Source organism: Microvirga medicaginis (genome assembly GCF_052658925.1).
This window is the reverse complement of sequence record NZ_JBQWEL010000025.1, coordinates 58,975-74,272: the sequence shown is the minus strand read 5'-3', so window position 1 is coordinate 74,272 and position 15,298 is coordinate 58,975. Positions and strand designations below refer to the sequence as shown.

Sequence of the window (15,298 nt, the reverse complement as noted above, 5' to 3'; positions counted from 1 at the left end):
CTGGGATCTGGCCCGATCGAAGACTTGTGGGCCCGCATGCATCCGGAAGATCGTCCAGTGGCAATGAGGGCACTGCAGGCCGCCAAGACATCAGGCGAACCGCTTCTGGTGCAATGTCGGCTTCTCCGGCCCGACGGCGGCATTCAGTGGATTCGTGCCCATGCGCAAGTGCTGCGGAACGCCCGTCAGGGATCCACCCGTGTTGTTGGCATCACGTTTGACATCAGCTCGCAGAAAGCGGCGGAGGCTCGCCATGAAGAGGAGAGACTTGCCCACCAGGAAACAAGACGGACCCTGCGAGACCTTGAGGCCCAACGCCGCGCCCTGATGCAAGTCGCAGGGGACATTGCCTGGTCAGCCGGTCCGGATGGCCAGGTGACGGATATGCCCGGCTGGCGCGAGTTTACCGGCCAAACGCCAGAGCAGGTGCGAAACTGGGGCTGGCTGAAGGCGGTTCATCCGGCGGATCGCGAGCGGGCCCGGGACAGCATGCAGCGAGTGATTGACGAGCGCTCCGGCACCTCGTTCGACTGCCGGGTGCGGGACACGAGCGGAGCATACCAGTGGTTCGAGATCCGGATTGTGCCTGTTCGTGCGGATGATGGCACGGTCCGAAGCTGGGTTGGATCGTGCCAGAGACTACGAGAAGCGCCGATTGCGCCTGACGGAAACCCGATGCTCGCGCTTGATGATATGTCCGGATCCCAGGCTCAAACCCCGATCTGGCCGTGGCAGGTTCGGGCTGCCCGAGCGATCGTCGGGTGGTCTGCTCGCGAACTCGCCGAAGCTGCTGGAGTCTCCCTCTCAACGGTCCGTCGCATCGAAGAGGCGCAGAGCCATGATATGCGCATGCTGGCGGCCGTGCGCAGCACTTTGGAGCAGGCCGGCGTGGAGTTTCTATCCACGCTCGACGGGCAGGGCAGCGTCAGGCCTGTCAAACCAAGACAGAACCATCCTTGAGTCGGCCACACCCGTCGCCGGCAAGAAGTTCGGTTCCAGTCGTCAGTGGAACGGATGAACAGCGTTGTCGAAGGGCATAGCCAAAAGGATGGTCCGTGCTAACTCCAAATTCCTGTCGCACGTCGAGTCCCCCATTGCCGTATACAGAGCAGTACTGGTCGTTAACGGCAAATTCCTAGACGAGCATAGGTGCCTGGCAGCAGCTTCTCATAACGGGAACGGATCTTGCCATAGCACTCACATGCGGCCTGTTCGAGACCCACACGATTAGTCACGACAACATTCCCTCGGCGCTGAACGATCAGACCGCTGGTTTGCAGGGTACGCAAAATCGTGCTGACCGTTGAGCGTTGAACGCCGAGCATGTCGGCCAGAGTCTCATGGGTGAGAGGCACAGTCGCCTGATCTATTCGGTCATGGGTGCTGAGGATCCAGCGGCAGCAGCGAGCCTCAACCGAGTGAACAGTATTGCAAGCCACCGTATGGAAGGCTTGGGCGAGCAGCGCCTCGGTATAGGACGAAACAAGCCGCTGAAGGCTGTGATACGTCCGGATTGCCTCATGCATCCGCTCCACGGCAATCCGCGAGGCGGTGCCGGGGGTCTGCACCACATAGCGTCCGAGGGCTTCACGGCTGACGAATGCGCTCAGAAGACCAAACAGCCCCTCGCGTCCAAACATCGTCACTTCAACCAGACGACCGTCCTTCATGGTCTCGACAAGCGACACGATGGCATCGTGTGGAAAATAGGTATAGCGGATGGGCTCGCCGGACTCGTAGAGCACTGCGCCTTTCGGCAAGTTCACGATCTCAAGGTATGGCTCAAGACAAGCAAAATCCTCAGGGGCCAATGCGGCAAGAAATCGGTTGGCGCGATGGTTTCTGGGATGATCCATATCAGTAGCGGGGCTGCGTCTCCCGGTTGAAGCCATAGCCTGCTCGCCGTGTCAGCAACGGGGATGAGGCAAAAAGGATTTGTCAGATCACTAAGGTTGGATGATTGACAGGTTGTTAGTCTCTCGACCGTTCACAAGCGTCCGACGGCTCTCAATGACAGACAATAGGGTTTTCGCCGTTCTCCCCAAGCCAACCTTGGTCTGCATTGAAGCGCACGGGAACATTTTTAGCTCAGACAATATAGCTAAGTTGCTATATTGGACTGAATGAGCGCTTTTGATCGGACTCTTAACAAAAACTCCAAGAACAGGACCTTTCATGGGTGTGGGGACTGTCTCACGACGGCCCCCTGTCTTCACATTTCGGAATGAGTACCTATTCTGGTGGTAGTATACTCAAGCACCGCTCAGCTGAATGCGGTTGATGTCTAAAGAGGACGTTTATGACTGAGGATGAAGTCGAGGCCGTTGCCCGCGCCTTCTACTCTGTTTTGGATGCCGCACGAGGCTGGCAACTGGAGCCCGAGGTGCTCAAGGAGCGGTTCCGGCGGGATGCCCGCGCCGCTATCCAGATGCTGGATCAGCACCGGGAACCGGTCACCGCGAAGGTCCTTGTCGTCGAGGATGACGAAGCTATCCGGGATCTGGCTGTATTTTACCTGGAGGAGGCTGGCTTCAACGTCATCACGACCGCAACCGGAGACGAGGCGGTTGAGCTCTTGCAGAGCGGCGTAGCCCCCGACGTCCTGTTCACCGACATCCGAATGCCTGGTCGGGTCGATGGATGGGCTGTGGCGAAAGCGTATCGCAAGCACTTTCCCAGCTTGCCTGTTCTCTATGGAACCCAGTTCGCCCAAGCGGATGCAGCCGTCGAGGGGGCCAAGATTTTCCCCAAGCCCTACAAGATGTCTCATGTCGTGTCGTATCTCGCTGAGTTACTGATGTCGGGGGCTATCACATCTTCTGGCGCGAGACAGTCGATTGAATCATCAGAATAGTTCAGCTGTCCATTCGGGATAAGGGTTTGGACATCTCACATGGGAGCGATCCGCGTCTCTTTCGCATTGCGCAGGATCAGGATGTAAGCCAGATGCCACCGGACGCACAGGAGGATCACCGGGCGGTCAAAATGGTGGCCTTCGAAATTTTTGCACTTTGAGAGCTGACCCAAGGCATATGCCGAACCGCGTGACTGAACTGTTTTCGATGGTTCCGCCAAGAAGAACCATCCTTGAGGCGACCCCGCCTGCTGGCGGCAAGAAGTCGGTTCTGGTCATCAGGAGATCAGCTGAACCGCATTATCGAAGGGCATCGGCCGCCCGAGGAAGTAGCCTTGGCCGAAGGTGACTCCAAGGTCCCTTAGCACATCAAGTTCTGTATCTGTCTCAATGCCCTCGGCAAGGACTTGGCTTCCGATGTCTTTGGCAAACGTAATCAGGGATGAGGCAAGCGCACGCCGCGCGGGATCCCGGTCGATATTTCGGGTCAGGCTGGCATCCATCTTGATCAAATCCGGCTCTAGGCTGAGGATGTGCCGCAGACTGGCATAGCCGGCACCGGCATCGTCCACCGCAAGCCTCAGGCCGCGCCGCCGAAGCGGCTCGATCACCTGCCGCAGTCCGGCATAGTCGGAGATCGACGCGTGTTCGGTGACTTCGATGACAATTTGGTTGGCGGCGCCGTCAAGCACCGCTGTGAACTCGCGACTGACAAGTGCTGCTGGGGAGATATTGATAGATAAGTAAATGTCTGGCGGCAGCAATGGCAGTGCAGCGAGAGCCTTGTCTATGGCAGCTGTCTCAAGGTTAACACTCAATCCGACCCCTGCAGCCTCCTCAAACCACTCGCTTGGAGGGCGAGATCTTGCATCCGGGAATCGCGCCAACCCTTCAAAGCCAACAACCGCATTCCCATCCAGCTTATAGATAGGCTGGTACACAATCGAAATCTGATCCTGCTCGATCACTGAGTTGATGCGCGCGATCATGTCATCGCGCTCCTGTCTCTCGCTGATCTCGCGGTCGAGCAGATGCCCTGTTACCTCGGCAAAAGCCCGCATCGTGCGTAGGTCGCGGTCGTTCAGGGAATAGTCGGGTGTATAGTTGAAACAGCAGAAGGTGCCGTAGAGGCGGCCATCCTTGAGCCGGATGGGCACGCTGAGATGTCCGCCGACCGGCAATGCCGCTGTCACTGGCATCGCCATAGTGATGGGATGCTTCGATGGATCCGGGAGGAGCTGTGGAACGCGTCCGTCAACAATATACTGACAATAGCTTTCATCGAGAGGATCGGAGTCACCAACTCTGATCGGCAACTCTCCTTCGGATCCGTCAACATAGCGGAACACCCGCCGACCGGCGACGAACTCGGATACGAATGCCACCTGCATGCCGAGATGGGTTCGGACGGCATGTAGCACACGAGAAATGTCGCCTGGGACTGGATCGGATGGTCTAAGAGTATGAGCCAGGATGCAGTTAACCGTAGTATCCTGGATAACGTTTCGCGTAGAGGTCTTCATTGGTTTGCTGTTTTCACTTGCCGCTGTCCCTGGAATGCTTCATCCATCATCTGTCTTGGGGAAATGGGACCAGCCAGGATCCATGCAGATAAGCTCAGGTCTTCTGAAATCGGAGCGGGCACACGAGCGAAGGACACGAGCAGCGTGTCGACGGCAGATTGCCGAACTGTAATTATTCTTCGAGCAGAGCACCCACCGCAGGCGCTCGGAGCATTTCTTGCGAGGAACAATTCAGCTCTCCTCCTACTTGCCGCGGCTGTGATGCATTCGAGAGAGCAGTTTCGGCTCTAAAGTATGCTAACGGCCCATGGCGCTGAGAGGCTCAGATCGCCGCTTGGGGCGTTCCGCCGCTACCACCCAGATTTTGAATGGGCTATTGCGAGTCCTGTGAGATCAATTAGCCAGAGCAGTATCAGGCCAGGAGCAATGGGGCATGGAACGGATTGTCGTCACCCACATACGAGACGACCTCTGTTTGGTCTTGCAGGAAGGTCAGACTCTGTCGGCCCATGCTACTGAGCACGAGGCGCTCTCAGTAGCTTTTGCTTTCGCCGCGCGCCGCGTCCAAAAAGGCCATGAGGCGATAGTGGTGCTCACGCAAGAGCACGGTCCAAAGCGAACCTCACCGCGCAGACGATCCGCAGTCGAACAATCTTCTTAAGGGGTCTGTCACAAGCCTTAATTAGAATCGGCAGGGGCTCTCAAGCATCGATAGAGCCCAAGGCGTGCTCGACTCCCGCTCTCTCGGCCGATCAGTGCAATGGAGCGGAGATAGCCGCAGACGGGGCAAATCCGACCCTTGGGCCGCACCATCGCCTCAAGCAGATGCTGGCAATAGTTCTACCCCGGAAAGCTCGGATCATATCCGACACGGTGGTGATCCCCGCCAGTACCTCGCGTACAGACACAATGGGGTGGACGCCCCTCCGGCAGCGCCTAGCTGCCACGGTGGCCTCATTCGCAACCATCACCAAGAGGCTCGTCCATGCAGACGCTTGATATCACCGGTATTGATCTCGCAAAGAACGTGTTCGTGCGACCTGCAAGTCGCGTGAGTTTCTGTTTCACAGGAGGGATATAGCCTGAAGAAACCGGCTGCTCCATCAGCCGTTCCCTACCCAGACATGCGGAGCCGGCAACAGCTCGGTATGAAGCTCTGGGGACAAAGTAGCCGCCGGAAATCCGGTAGGTGAGGCGAGGCGGAATCTGCCAGCACGAAGGCGGAGAGGAGCAAGGGATGAGCGGATACGACCAACGTATGTGAACTTCCGATAAACGTCGTGATCTTTGACAAGCCAAACGTGCTGACAGGCTTGAACCAAACGGTACGCGGTGAGGCGTGGTCTTTGAATACTGGGCCACCATGGACGATCAGCCGCCGGCGAAGAGGAAGGGTCCGCCCCGCTCGGAGACTCATGCGGAACAGGGTAAGCCCATAGAGCTGCCGGCAACGGCAGGCAAACCGCAAGGAATGCTGTTGGCGCTGTGGGTAAAGGAATGCGGAAAAAGCGAACGCCCGGCTGTAATGGACGGGATACGGGCTGAAACATCACCTGACGCGAAAGCGGGCAGACTTCCGCTCGGTCATTCCTGGCGAGAGAACTTTGACCAATCGTTACACGAGGGAAGGCAGATGACGGCGATCGGCGCGAAAGCGAGCGAGGCTGGTGCGTCCTCGCGCACTGCTCAGATGTGGGATCAGGCGAACTGGTCGCTCATTGAGGCAGAGGTGAAACGACTTCAGGTGCGTATCGCCAAGGCAACTCAGGAAGGCCGATGGGGCAAGGTGCAAGCATTGCAACGTCTGCTGACCCGCTCGCATAGCGGCAAGATGTTGGCCGTGAAACGGGTGACGGAGAACCGCGGTAAGAGAACGCCGGGGGTGGACGGTAAGATATGGTCATCCCCGGCGGCCAGATGGAACGGGATGAGGTCACTTCGACATCGCGGCTATCGTGCGATGCCGCTGCGACGTGTTTACATTCCCAAGAGTAACGGCAAGAAGCGTCCGCTGGGAATTCCCTGTATGCGGTGCCGGGCGATGCAGGCGTTATGGAAGCTCGCTCTGGACCCTGTGGCAGAGACACTGGCAGACCCGAATTCCTATGGATTCCGGCCCGAACGCTCGACAGCCGACGCCATCGAGCAGTGCTTCATCACGCTGGCCAAGCGAGCTTCGCCAGAGTGGATTCTGGAAGGTGACATCAGAGGCTGTTTCGACAGCTTCAGCCACCCCTGGCTTCTGGAGCACGTAACGATGGACAAGGCGGTCCTGCAAAGGTGGCTTCAAGCCGGATATATGGATGAGGGAACTCTGTTCGAGACGTCGGCGGGTACCCCGCAAGGGGGGATTATCTCGCCTGTGATCGCGAACAGGGCTTTGGATGGGCTTGAGGCAGCAGTTTACGCAAGCGTGGGATCGTCGAAGCTCGCGCGCAGCAAGGCACAGCTCAATGTCGTCCGTTATGCCGATGACTTTGTTGTGACCGGCGCATCGAAAGATGTGCTCGAATTCAAAGTCCTTCCGGCGGTCAGGCAGTTCTTGGCCGTTCGACGTCGGGAACTCTCGGAAGAGAAGACCCGGATCACGAACATTGCGGACGGTTTCGATTTCCTTGGCCAGAACGTGCGCAAGTACGACGGCAAACTACTGATCAAGCCGGAAAAGAAGAGTGTTAAAGCGCTCCTCGACAAGGTCAGGGAGATCATCAAAGGCAACGCGAGCGTCACGCAGGAGGCGTTGATACAGAAACTGAACCCAGTCATCCGGGGATGGGCGATGTATCACCGTCACGTCGTGGCGAAAGCGAGCTTCTCATCGATAGACTCGCACATCTGGCAAATGCTCTGGAAGTGGGCAAGCCGACGCCATCCCACGAAAGGAGCACGGTGGGTGAGGAACCGATACTTCCGGGTCGATGGTCACCGGTCCTGGGACTTTGCTACGAAGGCCAGTCGGCTCTTCCGCGCAATGACGATCCCGATCTCGAGACACGTCAAAATCCAGGGAAGGGCTAATCCATTTGATCCGGTGTGGACCCCTTACTTCGCCCGCCGCCGAATTGCGAAACGGTCCGTAGGTTGTTCGGTGCCACAACCGTGGTGCTGAAGAATGGCTTGAGCCGGATGCGGGGTGACCCGCACGTCCGGTTCTTAGGGGGCGGCGGCGCAGAAATGCGCCGCTGCTACCCGACCAGCTCCATGGCGCAAGCAGAACCGGCGCCGTGTTGTTTCAAAAGAAGCTGTCCCGAAGCAAACTGCTGACGTTTCGTGCCTCTCTGTCGCCATGGAAGCTTGAAATTCGGGCCTGCATACGCCCGCAACCTGCACCGGCTACGGCCGAAGCCGACGGTCACTTGGCACTTGGACGAGATGGTGGTTTCCATCCAGGGTGGGCGCATGTACCTGTGGCGAGCGGTCGATCGCGAGGGCGAGATCCTCGACGTCCTCGCCCAATCCAGACGAGACAAAGCGGCTGCCCTGAAGCTCATATGCAAGTTACTCAAGAGGCAAGGCTTTGCTCCGAACGTCCTCGTGACCATAAGCTGCAGCCCTATAGCGCGGCCGGGCGGGAACTTGGCCTCTCGGCACACCATGAGCAAGGTTTGCATAGGAACAATCGAGCAGAAAACTCCCACTAGGTGATCCGACGACAGGAGCGCAAGATGCAGGGCTTCAAGTCGCCTGGATCAGCTCAGCGCTTTCTCTCTGCTCATGGCACCGTCTACAACACCTTCCATCTCCAGCGCATCTGATCTCGCGCCGGATGTTGCGCCTCTTTAGAGCCGGGGCGGCGGAGCAATGGCAATCTGCAACCGCTGCCGCTTGAATGAGGCTGCTCATCAGGTCTTTTACGGCTCCACGTCAGTTCCCGTGACAGAGCCTCTAGCGATGCAGGATCTGACTGAGGAATTCCTGGGCACGGTCGGACTTGGGACTCTCAAAGAAGGTTGCGGGAGGAGCCTCCTCGACGACCTCGCCCCTGTCCATGAACACGATCCGGTCGGCCACCGTGCGGGCGAAGCCCATCTCATGGGTGACGCAGACCATCGTCATGCCCTCGTTCGCGAGTCCGACCATCACGTCGAGCACCTCCTTGATCATTTCCGGGTCGAGTGCCGAGGTCGGCTCGTCGAACAGCATGACGCGCGGCTTCATGCACAAGGCTCGGGCGATCGCGACGCGCTGCTGCTGGCCTCCCGAAAGCTGGCTCGGGTACTTGTCCGCCTTGTCGGAAATCCGGACGCGCTCAAGGAAGTACCGTGCCGTCTCCTCCGCCTCCTTGCGCGGCACCTTCCGGATCTTGATCGGGGCGATCATCAGGTTCTGCAACACGGTCAGGTGCGGGAACAGGTTGAAGTGCTGGAACACCATGCCGACCTCCCGGCGGATCGCGTTGACGTTCCTCGTGCTCTTGTTGAGTTCGACGCCGTCCACGACGATACGCCCCTCCTGATGCTCCTCGAGCCTGTTGATGCACCGGATCATGGTCGACTTGCCCGATCCGGACGGGCCGCACACCACCACGCGTTCCCCGATGTCGATCCGGAGGCTGATGTTCCTCAAGGCCTGGAAGTCGCCGTAGTACTTGTTCACCCCGATCATCTCGATCATGGGGGTGTGTGCATCGCGGCTCGCCCTGTTCTCGCTCATGTGTCGCTCCCTTTTAGCACCAATCAGCCTGCCATCCAGCCGCCGTCGACGAGCAGGTTTTCCCCGGTGATGTACGTGGCCTCGTCACTGGCCAGAAACAGGGCCGCGCTCGCCACGTCCTCGGGGCGGCCAAGGCGCGACATGGGTGTCCGGGCGCGGGAGTATTCGAGCCAGCGCGGCTCGATGGCCCGCCCAGTCTTCCCGGTGAGGATCTTGCCGGGAGCCACGGCGTTGCAGACGACGCCGTGCGACGCATAGTCGACAGCGATCTGGCGCGTCATGTACACGACGCCGGCTTTCGAGGTGCCGTAGGCGATATCCTCGGGACACGCAATCATGCCGTGCTGCGAGGAGATGTTGACGATGCGCCCCCGCACATCGTTCACGAACTCCTGCCTGAGCATCTGCCGGACGGCGGCCCGCGACATGAGAAACGTGCCCGTCAGGTTGGTCGCCAGCGCCCGGTTCCAGTCGGCGAGGCTCGTCTCGTGCAGAGGCGTCCCGATCCCGACGGCGGCGTTGTTGACCAGGACGTCGAGGCGCCCGAAGCGGGATACGACGGCATCGACGGCCCGCTGGGCGTCCTCCTCGCTGGAGATGTCGGTGCGAATGAAGTGGCACTCGTACCCGTCCAGACTCTGACGGGTGGGAATCCCGCCCTCGCGGACCTGCTCGGTCACGTCCGCGAGCATGAGCCGTGCCCCCTCCCGGGCGAAGCGCATCGCGATCGCCCGGCCGATACCGGACGAGGCCCCGGTGATCAGGATGGCCTTTCCCTCAAGACGTCTCATTGCTGTTTCCTCCCGTCCCCGAACGGTCCTGACCGTCCAGAAATTCCATCATGTCCAAAGCGGCGTCCGCCAGGCTCCGGGAGGCAAACGGCCCGATCTCGGAGCAGAGGCGGTTCACCGCGAGTGGGGCGCGGTCCCGAGGCAGTCCGTACGTGACCGTCGCCGCCTCACCAGGCTCGGCGACGCGCCAGGCGAAACCGGGGAAGCGCCGGTCCAGCAGGCGGCACCACTCCGCCGCATCGCTCATGCGCGAGCCGCCGACGTTGTAAACGGGATGGGCGAGCGCCTCTTTCGTCGTGAGCGCGGCCAATGCGTCCCCCGCGTCTCGGGAGTAGAGCCAATCCGCCTGCATGGAGCGCGGCAACACGGCCTCCTTCCCCTGGACCGCCGCATCCAGGAGCTGCCGATGCGGGCTGAGGTTGTCTCGGAGCCCGGTGGCGTATTCCCACGGCCCAAAGACAGGGCCGAGACGGACCACGTGGACCACCCCGCCCGTGAGCGCTGCGAGGCGCAGCGCTCCCTGCTCGGCGGCCAGCTTGGAGATGCCATAGAGCGACACGGGGGCAGGGCCGGATGACGCTTCGTCGTATGCCCCACCGGGGCCGGGATCGGCAAAACCGTAGACGGCGACCGAACTCAGCACGATGACCCGCCTCATGGCCGACATGCGAAGTGCCTGAGCGACTACATGCATCGTGCCGGACACGTTCACGTCGAAGATCCGGGCTGCCTCCCGCCTCTCGCGGTCCGCATCCGGGGTGATCGCTGCGGCATGCACGAGACGATCCACCTCGAAGTTGTTCATGACGTCCCGCACGATCACTGGGTCCATCACGTCGCCGCGCACGAAAGTGACATCCTCGTCGCCGAAGCGCTGCCAGAGTTCGCCCCGCGGAGGGGCCGTGGCCAGCAGAATCACGCGCTCGTCGCGGCGACGGAGCGCCTCGGCCAGCGCCAGCCCTACGAAACCAGTTCCTCCCGTTATCAGGGTCGTCATTCCCGGCCTCCTCATCGTGTCGCCAGGATCCGGCGCTCGAGCCTGGCGACCCAACGAGCTGCCGGCCAGAGCAGGACGAAGAAGATGACCGCCGCGGCGGCGAGGGGCGTCGGGTTGTAGGTCTGTTCCTGCGCCACGCGGGCGGAGCGCAGGAGTTCCGGCAAGGCCACCATTGCCGCGATCGACGTCGTCTTCACGAGCTCAAGCGAGTTACTCGCCAGTGGAGCGAGCACGTTCCGGATGGCCTGCGGCAGGATGATGAAGGTCACGGTCTGGATGGCATTGAAGCCGAGAGCGTGGGATGCCTCGCGTTGTCCCCTGGGGACCGATAGGATGCCGGCCCGGAATATCTCTCCGTAGTAGCCCGAGTTGTTGAGCACGATCGCGAGCACCACGGCGGAGAAGCCGCTGAGATTCAGCCCGAGGAAAGGGAGACTGTAGAAGATGAGGATCAGCAGCACGAGGACCGGGAACGAGCGCAGCACGTCGATGTAGACGAGCAGGAACGCGTTCAGCGGCCGTATGCCGAAGCTGTAGAGCACGCCGATCGCCAGTCCCGCGGCGATGGCGAGAGGGAGCGCTACCACCGCGATCAGGAGCGTAAGCTCAAGTCCCTGGAGCAGCAGCGGATAGATCTGCTCCAAGGAGTCCCAGTTCGCGAAGTTCTCAAGGAACAGTTCCATGCTCGACCTCAGTGTCCATGACCGTATCGGTGCTCGATCCAGCGGCTGGCCACCACGAGCGGGATGAAGAAGGTCAGGTAGAAGGCTGCCGCCAGAGTCAGGGGAGACGGGTTGGCGACGATGGCGGTGACGCTCTGCGCCTGGCCGAGTGCCTCGGGGAGGGCGACCGCCGTACCTAGGGCCGTGCCCTTGCTGATGGCGATGGCCCTGTTCGTGAGCAGTGGGATGGCGAGCCGGACGGCCTGCGGGAGGATGATCGAGAAGAGCGTGCGGAAGTACCCGAACCCGAGTGCACTGGCGGCGTCCCACTGCCCGCGCGGCAGCGCCATGATCGCGGAATAGAAGATTTCCGTTGCGAAGGCGGACAGCACCGCCCCGAGGGCGAGCACGGTCGTGGCGAAGGGCGACAGGGATATTCCCGCGTACGGCAGCCCGAAGTAGACGAAGATGATGACGACGAGCTGCGGGAGCGTCCGAAAGACGTCGACGTAGGCGACGATGGCGGCGTTGATCGCCTTCACGTTCATGCACCGCAGGACGGCGAAGGCAAGCCCCGTTGCTATCCCGAACAAGATAATCAAGAGCGAGACGTAGACCGTCACCGAGAAGCCTTGGAGAACCTTGGGGAAGGCCTCGGCCAGGACATCAGCGTTCAGGTAGTTGTCGATAAGTCTTTCCATTGCGCCGCCTGCATCTCTGACCGTGGCCCGCGCGGTCGGCACGGGCCACGAGGATCATCACGTCACTTGCACTGCGGCACATGGGCACTCGGCTCGAAGCCCTTGAAGCCCGGAGCACCGTAGCCGACGTAGACAGCGTCGATGGACGAGCCGGCATCAGGGGCGGAACCGTACCACTTCTCGTGGAACTTGCGCATCGTGCCATCGAGCTTCAGGCACTCAAGCACCGCTTCCACCTTGTTGCGGTATTCGACGCTCTCGTTGCGGAACGCGTAGCCGAAGTTCCTGCCGTTGAAGTCCTTGTATCCCACCTTGATCGCCTTGTTGCGGCTGGCCGCATAGACCGTGGTCGGAATCTCGTTGATCGCTGCGAAGGCACGATTGGTGATGACCGCCTGCACGGTATCGGGGAACGTCTCGTACCGTTGCACCTCGAAGCCGTACTTCTCGGCGTTGGCTGTGGCCCAGGTGTCGGAGATCGTCCCGCGATTGACCGCAATGGCCTTCCCCTTCAGGTCCTCGTATCCCTTCATCTCGGCATCCTGCTTGACCAGGAACCCGTTGCCCGTCGCGAAGAAGGGCTCGGTGTAGAGCATGCGCTCGGCGCGCTCCGCCGTGATATTCAGCGGATTCACGGTGAACTCGATCTTCTTGGCGAACAGAGCCGCGAATAGACCGGAGAAGTTGATGTCGACGATCTCGACGGAGGGACGGCCCAAGCGCTTGGCCACCTCGTTGATCAGGTCGGCCCCGAAGCCCTCAGGTCCGGAGGCCCCGCGGATCATCCACGGCGCGACGCCGAAATCCGTTCCGACGACAAGGGGTTTTCCGGCAGGATGGTCTGCCTCCTGCGCGATGGCTAATCCTGCGACTAGCGTGCCGATTGCCAGTGCAGCCCCAAAACGACAAATCTTGCTGAACATTGATCTTCTCCTCTGGTTGTCTCGTTTCTTTTGAGTTTTGTGTTACGGCCCCGTGGGAGCCTCATAACGACCTTCGTTCTTACGTCTCTCACTCTCCCTGCGCTGGATGATGGGTGACCCAGTGACGCGCGATCTGCGAACGCTGGCAGACCCACACGCCCTCATGCCTTGCGGCGTGATCGAGGAAGCGCTCAACTCCAGCCGCACGCCCCGGATGGCCGGCAAGGCGCAGGTGCAGCCCGACTGACATCATCTTCGGCGCTACGGCACCCTCCCTGTAGAGAAAGTCGAAGCTGTCGCGCAGGTAGTGGAACAGATCATCGGCGGTCGCCATGCCTCCGCGAATGAACTTCGCGTCGTTGTTGACGAGGCCGTACGGAATGACGAGATGCTTCCTGTCGCCGACCGTCGTCCAGTACGGCAGCTCGTCGTTGTAGGCGTCCGAGTCATAGAGGAAACCGCCTTCCTCGACGACAAGGCGGCGCGTGTTCAGGCCGGCCCCGTAGCGGCAGTACCATCCGAGGGGACGATTGCCGACGGTCCTGGCAATGCTCTCCACCGTACGGCGGATGCGCTCCCTTTCCTCATCCTCGGACAGCGGCTGGTGTCGCTCCCATTTCCAGCCATGCGCGCAGACGTCGTATCCTGCCTCCCGGATCGCGGTGCAGACCTCCGGGTTGCGCTCAAGGGCGAGACCGCATCCGAAGATCGTTGCCGTCATCCCTCGCTCGCGGAGAAGGCGATTGATCCGCCAAAATCCGACGCGGCTTCCGTACTCGAACATGGATTCCGCCGCGAGATCCCTGCCTTGGAAGCCGCCGCCGCCCTCGGTCAGTCCGGTCTCCGTGAAGCCGTCGCCGTCGGGAACCGAAGGCTCTCCGCCTTCCTCGTAGTTGATGCAGATGTTCAGCGCGAGGCGAGCGTCTCCCGGCCAACGGGGATCCGGCGGGTGTGACCCATATCCGACGAAATCGCGGGCATGCAGCGTGGCGAAGGTCATAGCGATGGACTCCATGTGAGTGGGGCTTCGATGACAACCTGCCGTTCCACGTCGAGGAACACGTCGTCATCACCTCGGTTTGCCAGATTCATGACCACTGCGAACTCGGCACCTTGATCGAAGACGGTGAGCCCGTGATGCCAGACGTTACGGGCGTAGGTGACGCCCTGCCCGCCGCACGCCAGGAACGCCTCCAAGGTCTCCAAATCCGGCGATCCATCGGCATTCGAGTGGCAGACGGCCACGAGGAAGCGCAGCGGCAAGAGCGGGATGAAGGTCTGGGCGGAATGCGGATGCCGCTCGAGCTTGTCCACGACGACGGGGAAGGTGCTGACCTTCGGCGGGCGCGAGAGCCAGAGGGTGGGTCGAGCATCCTTGGCCTCGGGCGAACGCTCGAAGGCCCCTTGGATGTAGTGGCGGGTTCCTTCGGTCCGATGCTCGACAACCGTGCCGAAGGGGGCGAATGCCGCCTGTTCAAGTGGTCGCGGCCTCAGCGCGCGCATAGCAGGATCATTGTTCGACACGGCGTGATCCAAATCCGAATGCCACCAGGAAACTGTCGCGGATGTTGTCGAGATGCTCCGTCATTGCCGTTCGCGCGGCCTCGCGGTCTCCCGCGATCAGGGCCTCCACGATGGCCGTGTGCTCCAGGATCGCCTGGGCGTCGCGGCCCGGAACGCGTTCGATGGTCGACATGCGGATCCTGTGCCTCGCCTCCTGGATGAAGCCGCTGAGGGACCGGTTCCCACAGTGCTCGGCGATGAGGTCATGGACTTCGTCGCCGGCGAGCCAGACGGACGCGGAACCGTCGGCAGCGCCCGCGTCGGCGAGACGAACCTTGAGCCTCTCGAGCATCACGGAGGGAATCTTGCCCGCGGCCAGCGCGGCGGCCTCCGGTTCGAGGAGGCGCCTCACCACGAGGAGCTCAAGGACCTCGCCCGAACCGATGTCCCTGACAACCATTGCCCCATTCGAGAGCTTGACGATGTAGCCCTCGCCGTGGAGCCGGCTTAAGGCCGACCGCAACGGAGTGCGAGAGACATCGATTGCTTCAGCGAGACGCCGCTCGTCTAGCACCGATCCGGCCCCGAGTTCGCGGCCACTGATCCACTGGAGAAGCGTTTCGTATGCGCGGTCTGTTGCTGTCATCTCGGCCGGCGGCTTGGGTGGCTTGGTTCTTGCTCTCGTCAAGTG

Annotated in this window: 14 protein-coding genes and 1 pseudogene; 4 read left to right on the top strand and 11 right to left on the bottom strand. The window is 60.9% G+C overall.

Features of this window, described 5'->3' with window-relative positions; translation table 11 throughout:
- On the top strand, window positions 1-960 hold a 960-nt coding region (locus tag ACUXUR_RS23240; protein ID WP_445504726.1), incomplete at its 5' end, for a PAS domain-containing protein.
- Window positions 961-1,121: 161 nt separating this feature from the next.
- Here ACUXUR_RS23240 and ACUXUR_RS23235 read toward each other — a convergent pair.
- On the bottom strand, window positions 1,122-1,766 hold the full coding sequence (locus tag ACUXUR_RS23235; protein WP_445504725.1) for a Crp/Fnr family transcriptional regulator: 645 nt from the start codon (window positions 1,764-1,766) through the stop codon (window positions 1,122-1,124).
- Window positions 1,767-2,299: 533 nt separating this feature from the next.
- On the opposite strand from ACUXUR_RS23235, the gene ACUXUR_RS23230 reads away from it, so the two are divergent.
- Window positions 2,300-2,854, top strand: coding sequence for a response regulator (locus tag ACUXUR_RS23230; protein ID WP_445504724.1), 555 nt, complete (start codon window positions 2,300-2,302; stop codon window positions 2,852-2,854).
- Between the two features lie 278 nt (window positions 2,855-3,132).
- Here the strand turns inward: ACUXUR_RS23230 and ACUXUR_RS23225 are convergent, their stop codons facing one another.
- Window positions 3,133-4,377 (bottom strand): sensor domain-containing phosphodiesterase, encoded by a 1,245-nt coding sequence (locus tag ACUXUR_RS23225; protein WP_445504723.1) that lies wholly within the window; start codon window positions 4,375-4,377, stop codon window positions 3,133-3,135.
- Window positions 4,378-5,716: 1,339 nt separating this feature from the next.
- On the opposite strand from ACUXUR_RS23225, the gene ltrA reads away from it, so the two are divergent.
- A complete protein-coding gene (gene ltrA, locus ACUXUR_RS23220; protein ID WP_445504722.1) occupies window positions 5,717-7,486 on the top strand; it encodes a group II intron reverse transcriptase/maturase in 1,770 nt (589 codons plus the stop codon).
- Between the two features lie 188 nt (window positions 7,487-7,674).
- Window positions 7,675-8,206, top strand: a pseudogene (locus tag ACUXUR_RS23215) (IS6 family transposase); the annotation flags it as partial.
- A gap of 56 nt (window positions 8,207-8,262) precedes the next feature.
- Here ACUXUR_RS23215 and ACUXUR_RS23210 read toward each other — a convergent pair.
- The 9 genes from ACUXUR_RS23210 to ACUXUR_RS23170 form a co-directional block, all read right to left on the bottom strand.
- The gene (locus ACUXUR_RS23210; protein ID WP_445504721.1) at window positions 8,263-9,030 is read right to left on the bottom strand and encodes an amino acid ABC transporter ATP-binding protein; all 768 of its coding nucleotides are present in this window, start codon (window positions 9,028-9,030) and stop codon (window positions 8,263-8,265) included.
- Between the two features lie 23 nt (window positions 9,031-9,053).
- On the bottom strand, window positions 9,054-9,821 hold the full coding sequence (locus ACUXUR_RS23205; RefSeq protein ID WP_445504720.1) for an SDR family NAD(P)-dependent oxidoreductase: 768 nt from the start codon (window positions 9,819-9,821) through the stop codon (window positions 9,054-9,056).
- Window positions 9,808-10,818, bottom strand: coding sequence for an NAD-dependent epimerase/dehydratase family protein (locus ACUXUR_RS23200; RefSeq protein ID WP_445504719.1), 1,011 nt, complete (start codon window positions 10,816-10,818; stop codon window positions 9,808-9,810). Before ACUXUR_RS23200 ends, ACUXUR_RS23205 begins: the two co-directional genes overlap by 14 nt.
- Before the next feature lie 11 nt (window positions 10,819-10,829).
- A complete protein-coding gene (locus tag ACUXUR_RS23195) occupies window positions 10,830-11,501 on the bottom strand; it encodes an amino acid ABC transporter permease (RefSeq protein WP_445504718.1) in 672 nt (223 codons plus the stop codon).
- 8 nt (window positions 11,502-11,509) lie between these two features.
- Window positions 11,510-12,181 carry an amino acid ABC transporter permease gene (locus ACUXUR_RS23190; RefSeq protein ID WP_445504717.1) on the bottom strand — a complete coding sequence of 224 codons (672 nt, stop codon included), beginning with the start codon at window positions 12,179-12,181 and terminating at the stop codon, window positions 11,510-11,512.
- A gap of 62 nt (window positions 12,182-12,243) precedes the next feature.
- A complete protein-coding gene (locus ACUXUR_RS23185; RefSeq protein ID WP_445504716.1) occupies window positions 12,244-13,104 on the bottom strand; it encodes a substrate-binding periplasmic protein in 861 nt (286 codons plus the stop codon).
- Window positions 13,105-13,192: 88 nt separating this feature from the next.
- Window positions 13,193-14,119 carry a polysaccharide deacetylase family protein gene (locus ACUXUR_RS23180; RefSeq protein WP_445504715.1) on the bottom strand — a complete coding sequence of 309 codons (927 nt, stop codon included), beginning with the start codon at window positions 14,117-14,119 and terminating at the stop codon, window positions 13,193-13,195.
- Window positions 14,101-14,628 carry an ureidoglycolate lyase gene (locus ACUXUR_RS23175; protein ID WP_445504714.1) on the bottom strand — a complete coding sequence of 176 codons (528 nt, stop codon included), beginning with the start codon at window positions 14,626-14,628 and terminating at the stop codon, window positions 14,101-14,103. Before ACUXUR_RS23175 ends, ACUXUR_RS23180 begins: the two co-directional genes overlap by 19 nt.
- Window positions 14,615-15,295, bottom strand: a complete 681-nt coding sequence (locus ACUXUR_RS23170) for a GntR family transcriptional regulator (protein WP_445504713.1) — start codon at window positions 15,293-15,295, stop codon at window positions 14,615-14,617. Before ACUXUR_RS23170 ends, ACUXUR_RS23175 begins: the two co-directional genes overlap by 14 nt.
- Window positions 15,296-15,298 lie beyond the last annotated feature (3 nt).

What these genes read in the sequence shown, in the direction of transcription:
- ACUXUR_RS23230 (WP_445504724.1), top strand. Translation starts at nt 2,300, where the DNA reads ATGACTGAGGATGAAGTCGAGGCCGTTGCCCGCGCCTTCTACTCTGTT.
- ACUXUR_RS23225 (WP_445504723.1), bottom strand. Translation starts at nt 4,377, where the DNA reads ATGAAGACCTCTACGCGAAACGTTATCCAGGATACTACGGTTAACTGC.
- ACUXUR_RS23210 (WP_445504721.1), bottom strand. Translation starts at nt 9,030, where the DNA reads ATGAGCGAGAACAGGGCGAGCCGCGATGCACACACCCCCATGATCGAG.
- ACUXUR_RS23205 (WP_445504720.1), bottom strand. Translation starts at nt 9,821, where the DNA reads ATGAGACGTCTTGAGGGAAAGGCCATCCTGATCACCGGGGCCTCGTCC.
- ACUXUR_RS23200 (WP_445504719.1), bottom strand. Translation starts at nt 10,818, where the DNA reads ATGACGACCCTGATAACGGGAGGAACTGGTTTCGTAGGGCTGGCGCTG.
- ACUXUR_RS23195 (WP_445504718.1), bottom strand. Translation starts at nt 11,501, where the DNA reads ATGGAACTGTTCCTTGAGAACTTCGCGAACTGGGACTCCTTGGAGCAG.
- ACUXUR_RS23190 (WP_445504717.1), bottom strand. Translation starts at nt 12,181, where the DNA reads ATGGAAAGACTTATCGACAACTACCTGAACGCTGATGTCCTGGCCGAG.
- ACUXUR_RS23185 (WP_445504716.1), bottom strand. Translation starts at nt 13,104, where the DNA reads ATGTTCAGCAAGATTTGTCGTTTTGGGGCTGCACTGGCAATCGGCACG.
- ACUXUR_RS23180 (WP_445504715.1), bottom strand. Translation starts at nt 14,119, where the DNA reads ATGGAGTCCATCGCTATGACCTTCGCCACGCTGCATGCCCGCGATTTC.